This is a genomic window from Streptomyces luteolus (genome assembly GCF_029968015.1).
Lineage (GTDB): Bacteria > Actinomycetota > Actinomycetes > Streptomycetales > Streptomycetaceae > Streptomyces > Streptomyces luteolus.
Genome location: NZ_JASCIS010000071.1, coordinates 1 through 16,730, shown reverse-complemented (window position 1 = coordinate 16,730; position 16,730 = coordinate 1). Strand labels below are relative to the sequence as shown.

Here is a 16,730-nt window from a genome sequence, read left to right as displayed (position 1 = left end):
AAGGGCACCGCACACACGATGGCGACGAGGGCAAAGACAAAGACAAAGGCGAAGGCGAAGGCCGACGAGAACGGCCTGGTGGAGATGTCCTGGGATCCGATCACCCGGATCGTGGGCAGCCTCGGCATCCACACCAAGATCGACTTCAAGCAGAAGCGGGTGGCGGAGTGCTACAGCACGTCGTCGGTCTTCCGCGGCTACAGCGTCTTCATGCGCGGCAAGGACCCGCGCGACGCGCACTTCATCACCAGCCGCATCTGCGGCATCTGCGGTGACAACCACGCCACTTGCTCGGTGTACGCGCAGAACATGGCGTACGGGGTGAAGCCGCCGCACCTGGGTGAGTGGGTCATCAACCTCGGCGAGTCCGCAGAGTACATGTTCGACCACAACATCTTCCAGGAGAACCTGGTCGGGGTCGACTACTGCGAGAAGATGGTCCGCGAGACCAACCCGGGCGTCCTGGAACTCGCGGAGCGCACCGAGGCACCGCACGCCGGCGAGCACGGCTACCGCACGATCGCCGACATCATGCGCTCGCTCAACCCGCTTGAGGGCGAGTTCTACCGCGAGGCCCTCCAAGTCAGCCGCTACACGCGGGAGATGTTCTGCCTGATGGAGGGCCGCCACGTGCACCCCTCCACGCTCTACCCGGGCGGTGTGGGCACGGTCGCCTCCGTACAGCTCTTCACGGACTACATGAGCCGACTGATGCGCTACGTGGAGTTCATGAAGCGCGTCGTCCCACTGCACGACGACCTGTTCGACTTCTTCTACGAGGCTTTGCCCGGCTACGAGGAGGTCGGCCGCAGGCGCGTACTTCTCGGCTGCTGGGGCGCTCTCAACGACCCCGAGCACTGCGACTTCACGTACGCCAACATGACCGACTGGGGACGGAAGATGTTCGTCACCCCCGGCGTCATCGTGGACGGAAAGCTCGTCACCAACGACCTCACCGAGATCAACCTCGGCATCCGCATCCTGCTCGGCAGCTCCTACTACGAGGACTGGCAGGGCCAGGAGCAGTTCGTCACACACGACCCGCTCGGCAACCCGGTCGACCCGCGCCACCCGTGGAACCAGCACACCATCCCCGCCCCGCAGAAGCGCGACTTCGACGGCAACTACAGCTGGGTGATGTCGCCCCGCTGGTTCGACGGCAAGGACCATCTGGCGCTCGACACCGGCGGCGGACCCATCGCCCGGCTCTGGTCCACCGCCCTGTCCGGACTCGTCGACACCCCGTACGTCAAGGCCACCGGCAACAGCGTCGTCATCACGCTGCCGCGCTCCATGACCAAGCCCGAGACCCGCTTCGAGTGGAAGATCCCGAAGTGGAGCAACGCCCTGGAGCGCAACCGCGCCCGCACGTACTTCCAGGCGTACGCCGCGGCCATCGCCCTGCACTGCGCCGAGCAGGGCCTCGAAGAGGTCCGCGCCGGCCGCACCCAGACCTGGGAGAAGTTCGAGGTGCCGGACGAGGGACTCGGCGTCGGCTTCACCGAGGCGGTGCGCGGCGTCCTCTCCCACCACATGGTGATCCGGGACGGCAAGATCGCCAACTACCACCCGTACCCCCCGACTCCGTGGAACGCCAGCGTCCGCGACAGCTACGGCACCCCGGGCCCGTACGAGGACGCCGTGCAGAACACGCCGATCTTCGAGGAGAACAGCCCGGAGAACTTCAAGGGCATCGACATCATGCGGACCGTGCGCAGCTTCGACCCCTGCCTGCCCTGTGGCGTCCACATGTACGTGGGCGGCGGCAAGACCGTGCAGAAGATGCACGTGCCGACCGGGCTGAGCGGCCTCGGCGGATGAGCGCGGCAGCCACCACGGCGACCCGGCCGCCCGGCGCGGCGACCGGGAACGCGGAGCAGGCGGGCCGCCGCGTCGAGGAACTCCTGGAGCACCTGAGTTCCGAGGGCGGCCCGGCCGCCGGCGCCGCCGCCGAGGAACTGGTCCGTGTCCTGATGGAGTTCTACGGCGCCGGACTGGCCCGGGTCGTCGCGCTCCTCGGCCGACAGGAAGCGAGCGGCCCGCAAGGCGGGCCCCTCGCGGGCCTGCTGGGCGACGAGCTGGTGTCGAGCCTGCTGGTCCTGCACGACCTGCACCCCGAGGACACCCCCGCCCGCATCGCCCGGGCCCTGCACAGCGTCCGCGGCAGCCACCCCGCCGAGGTCGTCGGCTTCGACGAGCACACCGGCGTCCTCCGCGTCCGTACCGAAGGCGGCTCGGGCTGCGGCTGCGCGAGCACGGCGGGTGCGGGCAAGCAGGCCATCGAGGATGCCCTGGCCTGTTTCGCGCCGGAGGTGACGACGGTGGACCTGGAACCGGCCGCGTCGCCCGGCGAGACCCCGCTTCTCCAGATCTCCCGCCCACCCACCGAGGCGGCGGGCCCCGGACCGGCATCGGCGACGGCGCGGTGAGCGCGCCCCACACCCGGCAACGGCCCCCGGGCCTGCGCCGGTTCACCGAGCCGCGGCCGCCCGAGCCGGAGCGGTGCGAGCTGTGCGGAGCACCGCTCACCGAAGCCGGTCACCGGCACCTGGTGGACACCGACAAGCGGGCGCTCGCCTGCGCCTGCACCCCTTGCGCCCTGCTGTTCGAGCGGTCCGGCGCGGGCGGCGGCCACTTCCGTACCGTCCCCGACCGCTATCTGGCCGACGCCGGGCACCGCCTCGACCCCGGTGCGTGGGAGCAGCTCCAGATCCCGGTCAGCGTCGCCTTCTTCTTCCGCAACGCCGCCCTCGACCGGCTCGTCGCGCTCTACCCCAGCCCGGCGGGCGCCACCGAGAGCGAACTCGACCCGGCCACCTGGCAGTCCGTACTCGGCGGCAGTCGCCTCGCGGGCCTGCTCGAACCCGACGTGGAGGCGCTGCTGCTCCGCCGCACGGACGACACGACCGAGTGCTATCTCGTACCGATCGACATCTGCTACGAACTCGTCGGCCGTATGCGGCTGTTGTGGCACGGCTTCGACGGCGGGGCCGAGGCCAGGGCCGATCTGCAGGCGTTCTTCACCCACGTCGGGCAGCGGGCCCGGACCCTTCAGGAGGCGGGCAGGCCGTGACGGAGTTGTCCTTCACCTGCACCGGCGTACGGGCCGACCCGCACGCCGCGGGCCCGACCCTGGTCTTCCGGCTGCGCGTCACCGCATCGGAAGGCGTCCGGGTGCACGCGCTCGCGCTGCGCTGTCAGCTGCGGATCGAACCGGCCCGGCGCGGATACGACGCCGCGGAGGCCGAAGGGCTGCGCGACCTCTTCGGCGAGCGCGCCCGCTGGGCCGGCACCCTCCTCCCCGTGCAGTTCGCGCAGGTCTCGCTGATGGTCCCCAGCTTCACCGGGGAGACCGAGACCGACCTCGTCGTGCCCTGCACGTACGACATGGACATCGCCTCGACCCGCTACTTCCACGCCCTGGCCTCGGGTGACGTCCCCTTGCTGCTGCTCTTCTCCGGCACGGCGTTCACCGGCGCGGCCGGGTTCCGTGTCGAGCCCGTCCCCTGGGACCGCGAGGCGAGCTGCGCCCTGCCGGTCAAGGTGTGGCAGGAGATGATCGAGCAGCACTTTCCCGGGTGCGGCTGGGTGAGGCTGCCCCGCGACACCATGGACGCCCTGGTCGCGTTCCGTTCGCGGCGGGCGCTGTCCTCCTGGGAGGCGACGGTGCGCACGCTCCTCGCCTCCTGTGACTCCGACGCCGTCCACACCACCGAGAGGACGGCGCCATGACGACAGCCGTGTTCGACCCGGAGACGGAGGCCAGGTTCGAGACCGCCCGCGCGGTCGCCGACGCCGTGCTCTTCGAAGGCTATGTGCTCTACCCGTACCGGGCGTCGGCGGCGAAGAACCGGCTGCGCTGGCAGTTCGGCGTCCTCGTCCCGCCCGCCTGGGGAGCCGACCGCGCCGAACACGACTTCCAGCGCACCGAGTGCCTGATCGAACCGAAGGCCGGCGCGACGCTCGCCGTAGAGGTGAGGTTCCTGCACGCCCAGCGCCGGACCGTGCAGCAGGCCCTGCCCGACGGCTCGTTCACGCCCGTCTCCGAACTGCAGCTGCACGACCGGGTCCTGGTCCCCTGGGACGAGGGAGCGGAGGAACGCGTCGAGGTCACCGTCGAGGTGGCCGAACTCACCGGCGACGGCATCACCGTCCCCTTCAGCCGCCCGGCCCACGAGGAGACCGAACCCGTCTACGACACGGACGGCACCCTGGTGGGCCGCCTGGTGCGCCGCCGCGAAGAGATCAACGGACTGCTACGGCTGCGCGCCCACGAGCTGGACGGACCCTACCGAGTCATGCGGCTGACCGCCGTGGTGGAGAACACCAGCACCTGGACCCCGCGGACCAGGCACGGCGAAGCAGCCGACCGCGACGCCGCGCTGCCCCGCTCACTCGTCGCAGCCCACCTCCTGCTGTGCCTGAACGCGGGCTCGTTCCTCTCCCTGACGGGCCCGCCCGAATGGGCCAGGGGCGCGGTCGCCTCGTGCCGCAACGAGCACACCTGGCCGGTGCTCGCGGGCGAGACCGGTCGCACGGACCTGATGCTCTCCTCGCCGATCATCCTGGCGGACCACCCGGCGATCGCACCGGAGAGCCCCGGGGCCCTGTACGACGCCACGGAGATCGACGAGATCCTCGCGCTGCGCACCGCCGCCCTCACCGACCAGGAGAAGCGCGAGGCCCGCGGCACCGACGCCAAGGCCGCCGCGGTGATCGACCTCGCCGACTCCATGCCCCCCGAAGTGCTCGAACGCCTGCATGGCGCGGTACGAGCGCTGCACGAGGTCACGCACCCCGGTGCGGCACCGGCCTCACAAGTTCCGCCCGACGCAGTCGACTTGGCCGAAGACGTCGATTCGGCCGACGACGTGGACCTCCACGACGACCGCGCCCTCGTCAGGCCGGACACCCCCTGGTGGGACCCGGCGAGCGAGGCCGGCCTCGACCCGGCCCGCGACGAGGTCCTGGTCGACGGCCACCCCGTCCGCGCGGGCAGCCGGGTGGTCCTGCGCCCCGGTCTGCGCCGCACCGACGCCCAGGATCTCTTCCTGCACGGCCGCGCCGCCCTGGTGGAGGCCGTGCTGCACGACGTCGACGGGGGAGTGCACCTCGCGGTGACGGTGGACGGCGACCCGGGCGCCGACATCCGCCGCGAACAGGGCCGCTATCTGTACTTCCAGCCGGACGAGGTCGCACCCCAGGAGGATGCGTGAACACCCCCGCGTACTCGCCCCCGTACCAGCACGGAGCCGTCGCGCCCCGGACCCTCGTCGCGGGCGCCGGGAACATCTTCCTCGGCGACGACGGATTCGGCGTCGAGACCGCACGTGCCCTCACCGCACACCCGCTGCCCGAGCACGTCGAGGTCGTGGACATCGGCGTACGGGGCGTGCACCTCGCGTACCAACTCCTCGATGGATACGACACGTTCATCCTGGTCGACGCCACGGCACGCGGCGGAGAACCCGGCACCCTGTACCGCATCGAGGTCGGCGACCCCTCGGAGGCGGCGAGCGTCGCGCCGCACGGCCCCGTGCTGGACGGCCACCACATGTCACCCGACGCCGTCCTCGGCCTGCTCGACACCCTCTGCGCCGGCACCGGAGGCACCCCGCCCCGCCGCATCGTGGTGGTGGGATGCGAACCCGGCAGCGTGGAAGAGGGCATCGGCCTGACCGAGCCGGTGGCCGCGGCGGTGCCGGAAGCGGTACGCGGGATTCTGGACATGGTGGGGGCGAGCGCGGTGCCGGTCACCGGAGCCGACGAAACTGCCCGAACTTGAGGAGAGAGCCATGAACAAGTCAGTCCTCGGCACCGCTGTGGCCGCCGTCGTGCTCGCCGTCCTGGCCAAAGGGGTCCTGCCCGACGTTCAGCGCTATCTGCGCATGCGGAGGATGTGAGTACGCGCATGCGGAGGATGTGAGTACACGCCTGCAGCGGATGTGAGTACGCGCATGCAGTGGATGTGAGTACGCGCATGCGGCTGAGGTGAGTTCCCGCGTGTGGAAGCCGTGAGCCCCCCTCGGACCGCGGCTGCACCGAACGGCGTACGCGACCCGGCCGGACGGCGAGCCCCGCCTCCCGCCCACCGTGGGACCCCTGTAATGGGCAGAGCGGAGTGCCGCACGGAGACCTGCCTGCGCAAGGACGGAGACCCGATGCACGAGATGTCCCTCGCGATGGCTGTCGTCGGCCAGGTGCAGGAAGCCGCGGCACGCAACGGCGACGTCAGCGCCGTCACCTCCGTACGACTGCAAGTGGGAGAGCTGGCCGGAGTCGTGCCCGACGCCCTCGCCTTCTGCTTCGAACTAGCCTGCGCCGACACCGTTCTTCAGGGCGCCGAACTCGTCACCGAAACCGTCCCCGGGCGGGCCCGCTGCGCACCCTGCGCGGACGAGTGGGCCGTGGGGATGCCGCCCCGACTGTCCTGCCCGACCTGCGGTGAGCCGACCGCCGAGCTGCTCTCGGGCCGCGAACTCCAGATCGTCAGCGTGCGCTGGGAGGACGGACAGGCCCCCGAACGCACCCGTGAACCGATGTACGAGGAGCACTGAGCCATGTGCCGAGTCGTGGACCTGCAACAAGCGGTACTCGCCAAGAACGACGCGACCGCGCATACGCTGCGCGCCGATCTGACGGCCCGTGGCACCACAGTGATCAACCTGTTGTCCAGCCCCGGAAGCGGGAAGACGGCGCTGCTTGAGCGTGAGTTGCTGCTTGCGCGTGAGCGGGGAGTGCCGGTCGCCGCTCTGACCGCGGACCTCGCCACGGAGAACGACGCCGACCGCCTGGCCCGCTCCGGTGTCCCGGTCAAGCAGGTCCTCACGGACGGCCTGTGCCACCTGGAGGCCGCCATGCTGGGCGGCCACTTGGAGGGCTGGCTGCCGGAGGAGACCCGGCTGCTGTTCGTGGAGAACGTGGGCAACCTGGTCTGCCCCGCCTCCTACGACCTGGGCGAGACTCTGCGGGTCGCCCTCGCGTCCGTCACCGAGGGCGAGGACAAACCCCTCAAGTACCCGACCGCGTTCGGCCTCGCGCACCTGGTGCTCGTCACCAAGGCCGACATCGCCGACGCGGTCCAGTTCGACGAGACGGCGTTCCGCGCCCACGTCGAACAGGTCAACCCCGGCGTGGAGGTCGTCCTGACCTCCGCGCGTCGGGATGAGGGCATGGGGGTGCTTCTCGATCGTGCCCTGGCAGCGGCGGACGGCGCCCCCGTCCACGCACCGGTCATGGCGGCACAGCGGCACGAACACGGTGTGCACGGGCAAGGCGAGCACGGGCAAGGCGAGCACCACCACAACCACCCTCACGACCGCGGTGAGCACCACCCTCACGATCACGATCACGATCACGATCACGGCCACGGTCGCGGCGAGCACGCGCATGCCGGGCAACGCACCTCGGGCGCTTTCGCGACGGCCCCCGGCAGCGCGGCATCCCGGCCGTGAGAACCGTTCCGTCGGACACGGCCGTCGCCGAAGAGGCGCAGCGCCGCCGGGTCACCGTACGAGGAGTCGTGCAGGGCGTCGGATTCCGGCCGTTCCTCTACGGACTCGCCACCGATCTGGATCTGGCCGGACACGTCACCAACACGGGGGACGGCGTCGTCGCGGAGGTCCAGGGAGCGCTGTCCGCCGTCGAGCAGTTCTGCGACGGCATCGCCGCACAAGCACCGTCCGCGGCCCTGGTGGAGTCCGTGGAGCACCAGTTGCTGCCCCTCGCCGACGGCAGCGGATTCACCATCGTCGCCTCGCGCTCGACGGAATCTCCCCGCACGCTGGTCTCCCCGGACATGGCCACCTGCGCCGACTGTCTCCGCGAACTGGCCGATCCGGCCGACCGGCGGCACCGCCACCCCTTCATCACCTGCACACACTGCGGGCCGCGCTTCACCATCGTCACCGGGCTGCCGTACGACCGCGCCCACACGACCATGGCCGGCTTCCCGATGTGCCCCGACTGCGCCCGCGAGTACGCGGATCCGGGCGACCGCCGCTTCCACGCCCAGCCCGTAGCCTGCCCCGCCTGCGGGCCCCGCTTGCGCCTGCTGCTCGCGGCCCCCGGCGGTACGCCCCTCCCGAGCGGTGGGGACGATCCGATCGCCGAAGCGCGCGCACTCCTGGCCGAAGGCGCCGTCCTCGCCGTCAAGGGACTCGGCGGCTACCACCTCGCCTGCGACGCCACGCACGCCGGAGCAGTGGCCGCCCTGCGCCGCCGCAAGGCGCGCGGCGACAAGCCGTTCGCGCTGATGGCCCGGAACATCGCCGACGTCGAACACCTCGTGCACATCGGCCCGGAGGAACGTGACCTGCTCACCGGCTCCGTGCGGCCGATCGTCCTGCTGCGCCGACGAACCCCCGCACCAACGGCGACCGGCGTGCCCGTGCCGTCGGACGCCGTCGCCCCGGGCAGCCCCGACCTCGGTGTCATGCTCCCGTACACCCCCCTGCACCACCTGCTGCTCGGCCTGCCGGGCGACCCCGCAGGGCCAGGGCTCCTCGTGATGACCAGCGGGAACACCTCCGGGGAACCGATCGTCACGGACGACGCGGAGGCCCTGGAGCGCCTCGCTCACCTCGCCGACGCGTGGCTCACGCACGACCGGCCGATCCAGGTGCCGTGCGACGACTCCGTGCTCCGGGTGTGCGACGGGGAGCGGGTGACGGTACGCCGGGCCCGCGGATACGCCCCGCTGCCCGTCACCCTGCCGGTGCCGGTACGGCCCACGCTCGCCGTCGGGGGCGACCTCAAGAACGCGTTCTGCCTGGCCGACGAGCGCAAAGCCTGGCTGTCCGCGCACATCGGGGACATGGACGACCTCGCCACCCAGCTGGCCTTCGAGCGCGCCGAACGGCAACTGGAGTCCATCACCGGCGTACGACCCGAGCTCCTGGCCTCCGACCGGCATCCCGGCTACCGTTCCGGACGCTGGGCCGAGCGGCACGCGGACGGTCGGCCGGTGGTCCGGGTCCAGCACCATCACGCGCATGTCGCCGCCGTGCTGGCCGAGCACGGTCTCGACGACGGTCGGACGGTCATCGGCGTCGCCTTCGACGGCACCGGCTACGGCGACGACGGGGCCGTGTGGGGCGGCGAGATCCTGCTCGCGGACTACGCCGGATACGAGAGGTTCGCCCACCTCGGCTACGTACCGCTGCCGGGCGGCGACGCCGCCGTGAGCCGGCCCTACCGGATGGCCCTCGCCCATCTGCACGCGGCAGGCCTCGCCTGGACGGACGACCTGCCCTGCGTCGCCGCCTGCCCGCCGGACGAACGACGCGTGCTGGCACGGCAGTTGGCGCGCGGTCTGAACTGTGTGCCCACGTCCAGCATGGGCCGACTGTTCGACGCCGTGTCCTCCTTGGCGGGCGTGTGCCACCGGGCCGGGTACGAGGCGCAGGCCGCCATCGAGCTGGAAGCGGCAGCGCGGGCCGCGCACGTCGAGACGCACGGCAGGGGCTACGCCTTCGCGATGCGCACTCCGGCGTCCGCGTCCACGCCCGTGCCGTTGACCGCCGACGCCGCACCCGTTCTGGCGGCGGTGGCCGACGACGTACGCGCGGGCACACCGGCCGGTGTGGTCGCCGCACGCTTCCACCACGCCGTCGCCGGACTCGTCCGTACCGCCTGCGTGCTGGCACGCGAGCGGCACGCGCTCAGCACCGTCGTCCTGACGGGCGGGGTGTTCGCCAACGTCCTGCTCTCCTCGGCCTGCGCCGAGGGGCTGCGGAAGGACGGCTTCACCGTGCTGCGCCCGCGCGAAGTCCCGCCGAACGACGGGGGCCTGGCGCTGGGGCAGCTGATGGTCGCGGGGCGCGCGTCGGACGGATGACGGCGTGACAGCGCAGCGGCGAACCGGAACAGACCACCACAGCGAGGAGAACCCATGTGCCTGGCGGTACCGGGGAGAGTCACCGAGATCGAGGAGCGCGACGGCACCAGGATGGCCACCGTCGACTTCGGGGGTGTGGTCAAGGAGGTGTGCCTGGAGTATCTGCCGGATCTCCAGGTCGGTGAATACGCCATCGTCCATGTCGGATTCGCGCTCCAGCGACTCGACGAGGAGGCGGCCAAGCAGACCTTGGAACTCTTTGCCGAACTGGGCCTGCTCCAGGAGGAGTTCGGGGATCCGTGGGAGTCGGCCGCGGAGGCCGGAGGAGCTCCGTGGGACGAGAGCAGCCGGGCTCCGAAGGGGGCGCAGCAGTGAAGTACATCGACGAGTTCCAGGATCCGGAGCTGGCCAGGCGCCTGCTCGACGACATCCACACCACCGTGACCAGGCCGTGGGCGCTCATGGAGGTCTGCGGCGGTCAGACACACAGCATCATCCGGCACGGCATCGATCAACTCCTCCCCGAACAACTGGAGTTGATCCACGGTCCCGGATGCCCCGTCTGCGTCACGCCGTTGGAAGTCATCGACAAGGCACTGGAGATCGCTTCCCGTCCCGGCGTGATCTTCTGTTCGTTCGGCGACATGCTGCGAGTCCCCGGTACCGGCCGCGACCTCTTCCAGGTCCGCGGTGAAGGCGGCGACGTACGGGTGGTGTACTCCCCGCTCGACGCGCTGCGCATCGCCCAGCAGAACCCGGACCGCGAAGTCGTGTTCTTCGGCATCGGCTTCGAAACCACCGCCCCACCCAACGCCATGACGGTCCATCAGGCGAGCAGACTCGGCCTCACGAACTTCAGCATGCTGGTGTCGCACGTCCGTGTCCCCCCGGCCATCGAGGCGATCATGCAGTCCCCGTCCTGCCGGGTTCAGGGCTTCCTCGCCGCGGGACACGTGTGCAGCGTGATGGGCATCGGCGAATACCCCGGCCTCGCCGACCGGTACCGCGTCCCGATCGTCGTCACCGGCTTTGAACCGCTGGACATCCTGGAAGGCGTACGACGGACCGTGCGCCAGCTGGAACGCGGCGAGCACACCGTGGAAAACGCCTACCCGCGCGCGGTGCGGGCCGAGGGCAACCAGGCGGCCCGGGCCATGCTGGCGGACGTCTTCGAGGTCACCGACCGGGCCTGGCGCGGCATCGGCGTCATCCCCGACAGCGGCTGGCGCCTGTCCGCCCGCTACCGCGACTACGACGCCGAGCACCGCTTCTCGGTGACCGGCATCGACACCCGCGAACCCGCGGAGTGCCGCAGCGGCGAGGTGCTGCAAGGGCTGCTGAAGCCGAACCAGTGCGAGATGTTCGGCACCACCTGCACCCCGCGCAACCCCCTCGGAGCCACGATGGTCTCCAGTGAGGGCGCGTGCGCCGCCTACTACCTCTACCGCCGCCTCGACCTCACCGCCGCGCCCCTGGAGGCGAGCCCCGTTGTCTGAGACCACCCAACTCCTGCCCGGGACCACCGAACCCGTCAGGCCCGACCCCGCAGCGTGGACCTGCCCGGCCCCCCTGCGCGACTATCCCCGGATCGTGATGGGGCACGGCGGGGGCGGCGCGCTCTCCGCCGAACTGGTCGAGCACATCTTCGCTCCCGCCTTCGGCGGGGAGACACTCGCGCAACTGGGCGACTCCGCGGCCGTCACCCTGGCCGGCGCCAGGCTTGCCTTCTCCACCGACTCCTACGTGGTGCGCCCGCTGTTCTTCCCCGGCGGCAGCATCGGTGACCTCGCGGTCAACGGAACCGTCAACGACCTCGCCATGAGAGGTGCAAGGGCCGCCTACCTCTCCTGCGGGTTCATCCTGGAGGAGGGCGTCGAGATGTCCGTCGTCGCCCGGGTCGCCGAGGCGCTCGGCGCGGCGGCACGGGCGGCGGGTGTGGAGGTGGCCACGGGGGACACCAAGGTCGTCGAGAGCGGCCACGGGGACGGCGTCTTCCTCAACACCGCGGGGATCGGCCTCATCCCGCCGGGCGTCGACCTCCGCCCGCAGCGTGTCGTCCCCGGCGATGTGGTGGTCGTCAGCGGTGACATCGGCGTCCATGGGGTCGCGATCATGAGTGTGCGTGAGGGCCTGGAGTTCGGTGTGGAGATCGAAAGCGACTGCGCGGCCCTCGGTGAACTGGTCGACGCCATGCTCGCGGTGACACCGGACCTGCACGTGCTGCGTGACCCCACCCGGGGCGGTCTCGCCGCCGCGCTCAACGAGATCGCGACCGCCTCCGGTACCGGGATCGTCATCCAGGAACGTGCCGTGCCCGTGCCGCCCGGCGTCGCCAACGCCTGCGCGATCCTCGGCCTCGACCCCATGTACGTCGCCAACGAGGGCAAGCTCGTCGCGTTCGTGCCCCGCGAGCACGCCGACGCCGTACTCGGCGCGATGCGATCTCATCGCCTGGGCGCGAACGCCGCAGTGATCGGGGAGGTCGTGGCGGACCACCCGACCATGGTCGTGGCCCGCACGGGCCTTGGCGGCACGCGCGTCGTCGACCTTCCGATCGGGGAGCAGCTGCCGCGGATCTGCTGAGAACCCCTCGCCATGGCAACGTCGAAGGCGCTCTCGCTGGTCGCGTGGTGAGCTTCACGGAAAGCACTGAGCCACAACGGGCCTTCGACGGCGCCGATCCGGCTGTGAGGTCGCACCCCACAGCCGGATCGGCGCCTTCGCGGCGAAGTCCGCACGCGCGGCGGGTCGCGGAGTCGGCGCTCACCGGCCCCCACCTCGCCCGTGCCTCCGGGGCGCACCTGCTCGCCGTGACGACCCGCGGCGACAGCGCGCTCGTCGGCCTCGCGAACGCCGTGATCGAGGTGCCGAGGGCCGGGGCGAACCAGTTGGGCGGCTCGCTGTTCGAGCAGAGAGCACTGCTGCTGCTCGATGTAAAGGCGGCTCATTTCACGTCGCCGCGCCATCGGCTGTGCCGGTCACCTCGCGTACGGGCGTGTCCGCGATTGCCGGGCGTGCTGGAACGGAGGCCGTCCGGCGTGGACCGTGAGAAACGCCGGGGCATCGGGACACGGGGGCGCTTCTCTGCCCACCAATTCAATGGGTCCACTGATCAGCGACCCGGCACGGTCGAGATCTGCCGCATGAGGCTGAGCATGTCCGGAGCCACCCACTCCTCGGCGATCTTGGCGCCCTCGAAGCGGTAGATCTCGATACTCCGGAAGCTGACCTCCCGGTTCGTGGCAGGCACGCCCTGGAAGTCACCGCGGTGCGTGCCACGGAACCCGGCCCGTACCACGATCTTGTCGCCGACGCCGAACATGTCCTCGACGGTGATCCGGAGGTCCGGGAAGGCGTCCAGCATGGCCTGGGTCCCGGACCGCCAGATCTCACGGCCGTGCAGCGGTTCAGGCACCGCAGGGACGTTGGCGATGAAGTTCTCCGTCAGCATTTCGACGCTCGCGTCGAGGTCGCCGCGCTCGACCGACGCGTAGGCCGCACGCAGCAGAGCCATGTTCTCGGCGGTGCCATCGACAGTCTCGGTTCCCATTCCGGTACCCCTCTCTCGGCGTCCATCGAGCTGAGCCCGAATCGCCCTGACGAGCGAGGTACGGGCCGTCGATCCGTAGAGCCACCAGTAGAGAGCCTGCCGCTGCGTCAAGGTCAAGCCGCACAGGTCAGACTGCGCCTGCCGGACAGCCTCTCCTCTGTGAGGCCGTCACGTGTCGTCCGCGACGCAGAACTCGTTACCTTCCGGGTCCTGCAGCACGGTCCACGTCAGGCCGGGTGCCGACTGCTCTGCGAGCACGGTCGCCCCGAGCCCGACCAGGCGGCCGACCTCCGCCTGTCGGCTCTCTGTATGGAAATCGACATGGACCCGGTTCTTGCCCTGCTTCGGCTCGGGCACCCGCTGGAACCCGAGCACCGGTGGCACTGAGCCGACGATGACGAACTCACCACCGAAGTCATGGGCGATGTCGGTACCCAAGGCCTCGGCCCACCACTCGGCGAGTACGCGAGGCTCGGCGCAATCGACGGTAATCATCTTCGCGTTCAGTGACATACGGCACACAGTAACTCCGTGCTACCCGTCCCATGCCTGTGCCTCTGCCCAGTTCAGAACTAGGCTGTGTCGTTCGGTTTTGCGACGGATGGGCGACGGATGGCCGAGCGGAGCAGGGTCCGCCTGCCGGACGACGTGGTGTGGGACGGCTAGGCGATCGCATCGACCACCTCTCGGTGATCCCGCCACCGGCCGTCGTGGCGACGTTGCTGCTCGGCGCGAACGACGATCGGTCTGGCACCGTGGCCCCCCTGCGCCTCGCCGGGGCGCGTATCACCGCAGCTCTCTCGTACTCGTCAACGCTCGTATGGCTGGGAATCTGCGTCCTGGAAGGCGGCGTGTTCGGCCAGCGGCTCACCACACAAGGCGGGCTGCGGCTGCCCGGCGCGCAGTGGCTCAGCGGCCTGTTTCTGCAAGGCGCACGGCTGGAGAACACCGGCGGCACCCCAGTGTGTGGGGACACCTGCTCGACCTGACCGTGGGCTACGGCTACCGGCCATGGCTGGCAGGCCTCTGGCTCCTGGTATTGACCTTGCTGATGTGGGGAGACCGTCGGCCTCGCCCCGCCCTGTGTGCCGGTTGGTGCGCGAAGTCCACCGCTTCGGGCGGGCCGTTGTGCGGAGCGGCACGGCTCAGCCGCGCGTCTGGACCTCGCCCAGGAACCAGCCGTTCACTTCCGCCAGCCCGAGCCGGAACAGGCCCCCGTGTTCGGGAAACGTCGCACCGACACCGATGACTTTTCCGCCGTTGAGGTGGATGTAGCCGCCCTCGTACTCGGTCTGATTCCCCTCTCGCAAGAAATCGGCGGAGAGGGAGCTGGCACGGCTCTCGGATCCGTCGAGCTGATCCGCGATGTGCTTCGCCCAGACCGAGTGCGGCACCACCTCACCGGTGATGGTGGTGCCCTGTACGACCAGAGTGATGGGCAGGGCCAGGCCCTCCCTTTCCACGCGGTCGGTCAACCTCTTCAGCAACGGATCCACAGTGCTCATGGCTGGACAGTAACGTCCCCACCCGCAGTGCTGAACGCTCCGCTGCGTTGCGGGTCACCAGGCCAGGGCTTGGGCTCGCCTCAGGGCAAGTGTGAGCCCAAGCCGTTGACCTGCAGGTCTGCCGCCTTGGCGGATGACTGCTGTCGAAGACGTCCCACAGACGATGAACAACTGTCAGCTTTGCATGGACACTTCACGGAGTCCGGCCTAGCTTCTGCCGCATGCCACGGACCCGTAGCACCTCCGGTAGCTCCTTCCGTCGAGCACTTGCTCCGGCCGCTCTGCTCGCCGCCCTCGTGACACTCGTAGCCCTCGCGCCCCTGACCCCGGCCCACGCGGAGGAGATCCCGAAGGCGCCGGGGCACCGGCTCGTGGACGACTACGCGGGTGCGCCCGCCGCCGCCGACCCGCTGCCCGGCGAGGCGCCGCCGCAGCACCCGTATCTCGCGCCCAACGGCCGCAGCGGGATGCACGCGGACGCGGCCGGCAGCGGCACGTACCCGTGGGACGGGCCGCTCGGTGAACGGCCCGTCGCGGACAGCGAGAAGATGGCCGCGCTCGGCGGGGAGTGCGCGACGGTCACGTTCGACTCGGCGGGCCGCATCGTCACGGTGTGCGGCACCTTCAAGGGCTTCCTCGTCAAACTCCTCGACCCGAAGTCGCTGGACACGCTCGCCGAGTACGCGCTGCCGCAGCGCCCGTCGACCGTCGAGGCCATCACCCGGCTCGACTTCTCCCGGATCTTCAAGGACACCTCGGGCGGCGCCTACTCCTACCTCGACGACCGGGACCGGCTCGTCCTCGCCGACTCGCGGCAGCACGTGATCCGCCTCGCGCACCGCCAACAGGCCGACGGCAGCTGGGAGTTCGAGGTCGAGTCCGACTGGGACCTGACCGCGCACGTGCCGCACGACTGCGTGACCTGGACCAACCTCTACCCGAGCGGCGAGTGCGACCCGGTGACGTCCGTGATGCCCGACTGGGAGGGCCGCATCTGGTGGGTCACCCGGCAGGGCCGCATCGGCACGGTCGACCCGGACACCGGCGCGGTGCGCTCGATCCGGCTGGCGGGGGAGGAGATCCAGAACTCCTTCTCCGTCGCCGAGGACGGCGTGTCCATCGTCAGCGACCACGCCCTCTACAGCTTCCGCGCCACCGCCGACGGCACCCCGCGCCAGGTCTGGCGGCAGACGTACGACCGGGGCACCGGCACCAAGCCCGGCTCGGTCAACCAGGGTTCGGGCACCACACCCGACCTGTTCGGCGCGCACGGCGAGCGGTACGCGGCCATCACCGACAACGCCGACGATCGCATGAACGTCCTCGTCTACCGCCGGGGCGCCGACGTACCCGACGAACGGCGGCTCGTCTGCAAGGTCCCCGTCTTCGGCTCCGGCGCGTCCACCACCGACAATTCCCTGATCAGCTGGGGCAACAGCCTGGTCGTGGAGAACAACTACGGCTACGAGAACGTCACTTCGTTGACCTTCGGCCGCAGTGTCGTCGGCGGGGCCACCCGGATCGACGTACGCCCCGACGGCAGCGGCTGCGACACCGTGTGGGAGAGCGACGTCCGCTCCCCGTCCACGGTGCCGAAGCTCTCCACCACGGCCGGGCTCCTCTACTTCTACGAGAAGGACCCGAACCGCCTCGGCATCGACGCCTGGTACCTGACCGCCGTCGACTTCCGCACCGGCGAGCGCCGCTGGAAGCAACTCGTCGGCACGGGAGCCTTCTACGACAACAACTGGGCGCCTGTCACACTCGGCCCGGACGGCACCGCGTACGTGGGGGTCTTCAACGGGCTGGCCGCCGTACGGGACGCGGGCGCCGGGAG

The 16,730-nt window shown here is 70.5% G+C and carries 18 protein-coding genes; 15 read left to right on the top strand and 3 right to left on the bottom strand.

The genetic code is table 11. The features are described 5' to 3' along the window. Window positions 1-18 precede the first annotated feature (18 nt). The 13 genes from QIT00_RS36845 (at window position 19) to hypE (ending at window position 12,421) form a co-directional block, all read left to right on the top strand. Window positions 19-1,821, top strand: coding sequence for a nickel-dependent hydrogenase large subunit (locus QIT00_RS36845; RefSeq protein WP_282539868.1), 1,803 nt, complete (start codon window positions 19-21; stop codon window positions 1,819-1,821). Then, on the top strand, window positions 1,818-2,429 hold the full coding sequence (locus tag QIT00_RS36840) for a hypothetical protein (protein ID WP_282539867.1): 612 nt from the start codon (window positions 1,818-1,820) through the stop codon (window positions 2,427-2,429). The genes QIT00_RS36845 and QIT00_RS36840 overlap by 4 nt, the downstream gene beginning before the upstream one ends. After that, window positions 2,426-3,073, top strand: coding sequence for a DUF5947 family protein (locus QIT00_RS36835; RefSeq protein WP_282539866.1), 648 nt, complete (start codon window positions 2,426-2,428; stop codon window positions 3,071-3,073). The genes QIT00_RS36840 and QIT00_RS36835 overlap by 4 nt, the downstream gene beginning before the upstream one ends. Beyond that, window positions 3,070-3,732, top strand: a complete 663-nt coding sequence (locus QIT00_RS36830) for a DUF6084 family protein (protein WP_282539865.1) — start codon at window positions 3,070-3,072, stop codon at window positions 3,730-3,732. The genes QIT00_RS36835 and QIT00_RS36830 overlap by 4 nt, the downstream gene beginning before the upstream one ends. Then, complete coding sequence (locus QIT00_RS36825) at window positions 3,729-5,216, top strand: hypothetical protein (RefSeq protein ID WP_282539864.1); 1,488 nt, start codon at window positions 3,729-3,731, stop codon at window positions 5,214-5,216. Before QIT00_RS36830 ends, QIT00_RS36825 begins: the two co-directional genes overlap by 4 nt. Continuing rightward, complete coding sequence (locus tag QIT00_RS36820; protein WP_282539863.1) at window positions 5,213-5,785, top strand: hydrogenase maturation protease; 573 nt, start codon at window positions 5,213-5,215, stop codon at window positions 5,783-5,785. Before QIT00_RS36825 ends, QIT00_RS36820 begins: the two co-directional genes overlap by 4 nt. Window positions 5,786-5,795: 10 nt before the next feature. Beyond that, window positions 5,796-5,903: a DUF6893 family small protein gene (locus QIT00_RS39115; RefSeq protein ID WP_408909930.1), complete on the top strand. Its 108-nt coding sequence runs from the start codon at window positions 5,796-5,798 to the stop codon at window positions 5,901-5,903. 258 nt (window positions 5,904-6,161) lie between these two features. Beyond that, entirely contained in the window at window positions 6,162-6,557 is a 396-nt protein-coding gene (gene hypA, locus QIT00_RS36815; protein WP_282539862.1) for a hydrogenase maturation nickel metallochaperone HypA, read from the top strand. A gap of 3 nt (window positions 6,558-6,560) precedes the next feature. Continuing rightward, a complete protein-coding gene (hypB, locus tag QIT00_RS36810; RefSeq protein ID WP_282539861.1) occupies window positions 6,561-7,454 on the top strand; it encodes a hydrogenase nickel incorporation protein HypB in 894 nt (297 codons plus the stop codon). Next, a complete protein-coding gene (gene hypF / locus QIT00_RS36805; RefSeq protein WP_282539860.1) occupies window positions 7,451-9,838 on the top strand; it encodes a carbamoyltransferase HypF in 2,388 nt (795 codons plus the stop codon). Before hypB ends, hypF begins: the two co-directional genes overlap by 4 nt. A gap of 54 nt (window positions 9,839-9,892) precedes the next feature. Next, entirely contained in the window at window positions 9,893-10,213 is a 321-nt protein-coding gene (locus QIT00_RS36800) for a HypC/HybG/HupF family hydrogenase formation chaperone (RefSeq protein WP_282539859.1), read from the top strand. Further along, window positions 10,210-11,334 (top strand): hydrogenase formation protein HypD, encoded by a 1,125-nt coding sequence (gene hypD, locus QIT00_RS36795; RefSeq protein ID WP_282539858.1) that lies wholly within the window; start codon window positions 10,210-10,212, stop codon window positions 11,332-11,334. Before QIT00_RS36800 ends, hypD begins: the two co-directional genes overlap by 4 nt. Then, window positions 11,327-12,421 (top strand): hydrogenase expression/formation protein HypE, encoded by a 1,095-nt coding sequence (gene hypE / locus QIT00_RS36790; RefSeq protein ID WP_408909929.1) that lies wholly within the window; start codon window positions 11,327-11,329, stop codon window positions 12,419-12,421. The genes hypD and hypE overlap by 8 nt, the downstream gene beginning before the upstream one ends. A 529-nt stretch (window positions 12,422-12,950) precedes the next feature. On the opposite strand, the gene QIT00_RS36785 is transcribed toward hypE, so the two are convergent. Together QIT00_RS36785 and QIT00_RS36780 are read right to left on the bottom strand one after the other, a co-directional pair. Beyond that, the gene (locus tag QIT00_RS36785) at window positions 12,951-13,388 is read right to left on the bottom strand and encodes an ester cyclase (RefSeq protein ID WP_282539857.1); all 438 of its coding nucleotides are present in this window, start codon (window positions 13,386-13,388) and stop codon (window positions 12,951-12,953) included. Between the two features lie 168 nt (window positions 13,389-13,556). Further along, window positions 13,557-13,901, bottom strand: a complete 345-nt coding sequence (locus QIT00_RS36780; RefSeq protein ID WP_282539856.1) for a VOC family protein — start codon at window positions 13,899-13,901, stop codon at window positions 13,557-13,559. 197 nt (window positions 13,902-14,098) lie between these two features. On the opposite strand from QIT00_RS36780, the gene QIT00_RS36775 reads away from it, so the two are divergent. After that, the gene (locus tag QIT00_RS36775) at window positions 14,099-14,377 is read left to right on the top strand and encodes a hypothetical protein (protein WP_282539855.1); all 279 of its coding nucleotides are present in this window, start codon (window positions 14,099-14,101) and stop codon (window positions 14,375-14,377) included. Between the two features lie 156 nt (window positions 14,378-14,533). Here the strand turns inward: QIT00_RS36775 and QIT00_RS36770 are convergent, their stop codons facing one another. After that, on the bottom strand, window positions 14,534-14,893 hold the full coding sequence (locus QIT00_RS36770) for a hypothetical protein (RefSeq protein ID WP_282539854.1): 360 nt from the start codon (window positions 14,891-14,893) through the stop codon (window positions 14,534-14,536). A gap of 221 nt (window positions 14,894-15,114) precedes the next feature. Here QIT00_RS36770 and QIT00_RS36765 point away from each other — a divergent pair. Then, window positions 15,115-16,730, top strand: a 1,616-nt coding sequence (locus QIT00_RS36765) for a hypothetical protein (RefSeq protein ID WP_282539853.1), incomplete at its 3' end; no start/stop codon positions are given.